Origin of the sequence: Faecalibacterium longum (assembly GCF_040094125.1) — a bacterium.
Classification (GTDB): Bacteria; Bacillota; Clostridia; order Oscillospirales; family Ruminococcaceae; genus Faecalibacterium; species Faecalibacterium longum.
The window spans coordinates 1-1,860 of the sequence record NZ_JBBNIH010000098.1 but is presented as its reverse complement, the minus strand read 5'-3'; the positions used below and the strand labels follow the sequence as shown (position 1 = coordinate 1,860).

2 protein-coding genes are annotated in these 1,860 nt (G+C 55.6%); both read right to left on the bottom strand.

What is annotated here, in order from left to right; translation table 11 throughout:
- Window positions 1-187: 187 nt before the first annotated feature.
- Entirely contained in the window at window positions 188-1,588 is a 1,401-nt protein-coding gene (locus tag AAAU26_RS03470) for a site-specific integrase (protein WP_227619221.1), read from the bottom strand.
- A gap of 14 nt (window positions 1,589-1,602) precedes the next feature.
- The coding region (locus AAAU26_RS03465) for a helix-turn-helix domain-containing protein (RefSeq protein ID WP_227619220.1) at window positions 1,603-1,860 on the bottom strand (258 nt) is incomplete at its 5' end.

The following is a 1,860-nucleotide window of genomic DNA, read 5'->3' as shown; positions in this document are numbered from 1 at the left end:
TAGGCCGGGGGTTCGAGTCCCTTCCATCGCACCAGAAAATGCCGTGAAATCGAAAGATTTCATGGCTTTTTTGTTTTTCTGGCAGAGGTCGCACACACTTGCACACTTTCTGCACACTTTACAAAAAAGCCATGAACTCTTTGCATCGCTTGCACAGCGTGTATTTCGCTGCACAAAAAAGAGAATTTTACGCGAAGAGTACCCGCGTCAGCTCGCGGCGTTCTTCTGCGTCCATCTGCCGGATGGCTTCAAGGATCATTTTGCCTGTGATTTTTGTTGCCGCCGGCATTTTGCTTTCCGGGGACGCCTGCGGCCCTGCTCCTGCTGTGTCCTGCCGGTAGAAGTCGGCTTCGATCTTCTTTGCCAGCTCCAACCGGGGCCTGTCCTGCGTGTGAGCGTAGGTGTCCATCAGGACGGTAGCAGTTGCATGACCTGTGTTGCCCTGCACCGATTTGAAGTCACCGCCAGACTGCAACAGCTGATAGGTGGCACTGGAGTGTCGCAGACCATGAAACACGATCTTCTCAAACTCCGGGTGCTCTGCTCGCCACTGCCGATACCACTTGGTCAGAACGTCCGGGGCAATGGGTAAGCCGTCTGGTAAGCGGAACAGCTGACCGCAGTTGCTGTACTTTTCCGGGGCGCTCTGCTCGTCCTGCTTCATCTTTTCCAGCCATGCCAGAAGCTCCTCTTTCAAGGGCTTGGTCATGTACAGGATGCGGTTGGACTTTTTGGTCTTAGTCCGCTTGAGGATCAGCGAGGACTTGCTCCCCTCCCGTCTGTCCGGGAAGGTGTGGTAGATCTGGGTGGGGTCGATCTTGGACAAGGCGACCTTGTCGGCACGCTGCAGGGCTTTGTTCACCGAGATGGTTCCCCGTCCGTCTGCTGCATCAAAGTCGAGGTCTCCCGGCTGCAAGCCGAGGATCTCGCCCTCACGGAGCGAGAGGATCATGCTCATGTGCACCGCCAGATGCAGAGCGGGGTTCTCGATGGTCTGCAGCGCCGCCAACATGGTGCGCTCATCCCAGATGGTGCGTTCTTCGGTGTTGATCTTGGGGGCTTCACGGGGAGTAGGCGATTTGTGAATCAGATCCCAGTCAACGGCATACGAAAAGGCGGTCTTCAGGAGCGTGTGGACTTCGTGAATGGACGTGCTGGATAACAGCCGTTTCTTCTGATTTTCCGTCAGCTCCTGCTTCACACCGTGCACATACTGCCCGCAGGGGGTCTGGCTCAGGGTGGCGTAGAACTGCTCAATGTCGTAGGTGCGGAGGTCTTGCACCTTTCGCTTTCCGATATACGGCACGATGAGGTTCTGCACCATCGCCACAGATTGGGTGTAGGTCTTGGGAGACCACTTGTGTTTGCTGGACTGAATGGGGATCCACTTGTACAGCATCTCCTCCACCGTCATGGTGTCGGGCACGAGGAAGGTGCCGTCCAGCAGCTCCTTCTCCACCGTGATCTTGCGCTCCTGCGCTTCGGCCTTGGTCTTGAAGGTTTCCCAGCCCTTGCAGGGCTTGCCAGCATGATCTTTGTAGTTGTATCGGACGGAATACGTGTTGCCACGTTTCATAATAGATGCCATAGATGTTCCCTCCCTCAGACCGCTGCAAACCAATCATCGAAGCTCTGCTTGCTTACCCGGATGCTGGTACCGAGGCGGATCACCTTGAAATCTTTCGTGGTGTTGCACAGATTGTACGCAGCACGGTTGGAGATCGCCAACAGTTGGGCAATCTCTTCCACCCGGTAAACGAGCGGGGCGTGTCGGACGGTTTTTCTGGTCTGGTCAGAAGGTTCTACGGCAGGGGTTTCGGACAATTTCATTGTAGGGGATTCGGGCGCGATTTTCAAGTC

What these genes read in the sequence shown, in the direction of transcription:
- AAAU26_RS03470 (WP_227619221.1), bottom strand. Translation starts at nt 1,588, where the DNA reads ATGGCATCTATTATGAAACGTGGCAACACGTATTCCGTCCGATACAAC.